At 43.5% G+C, this 738-nt stretch carries 1 protein-coding gene and 1 pseudogene; both read right to left on the reverse strand.

Annotation, left to right across the window (positions count from 1 at the left end; genetic code table 11):
* Window positions 1-180, reverse strand: a 180-nt coding sequence (locus A3739_RS06390; RefSeq protein ID WP_068500746.1) for a Rho-binding antiterminator, incomplete at its 3' end; no start/stop codon positions are given.
* 33 nt (window positions 181-213) lie between these two features.
* Window positions 214-738, reverse strand: a pseudogene (locus tag A3739_RS06395) (hypothetical protein); the annotation flags it as partial.

Genomic DNA, 738 nt, shown 5'->3' on the forward strand with positions numbered 1-738 from the left:
TAAAATTACAAGGTTTTCTTGCGTTTCCATACGCAACTTCACGCATTCATTTCGGTGCTGATCATAAGCGGTATCGACCACAACGCCCTCCACCACTTCTGCATCCTTGAGAAACAACTGAACGCGTAATTTATAAGTACAAGCAATTTCAATGTAATCGTATTGTTGGCAGGAAATCATTGAGACTCTCCATAAACTACTATCAACTTGATTTTATCCATTCTCAGCCAATCGCTGAAAGAACACCCCGGTAAATGCATCAGCAGGAAAAAAGGTTTCAACCTTAATCTCTTCAGCGGTGATATCTTGTGCAGTACCAAAAGATGAGATCATGCTAAAGGTTTTAAGCGTCACGTCACCAACGGTCATGTGCATTGGTAAAATCGGAGCAATCGGAGTGGGATTTCCGAGCAGCCCTATTTTATCTTCGTAATGAAAATCGGCAGCAATTTCCTTATGCAAGGCTGCTAGATAGTCATTCTCTGGATCTGCACTCAACTCACGTTGTAATCGCTGCATCATGTGCATTGCCATCTCATCCCAATTCGAGATAAACGGACGCATTCCATGCTCTGAGAAGGTCATGCGATACACATTTTTATCACCGCTCGGATCGACCTATTACCATACATCTTCGACCTCTCCCAACAAGCCAACTAAACGCAGAGACGCGTCATTAGCCATCAGCAGATTCCAGTTTCTGTCTGCAACAATTGCGGGGTAAGGTTCATGATGCTT

The organism is Oleiphilus sp. HI0067 (assembly GCF_001635735.1).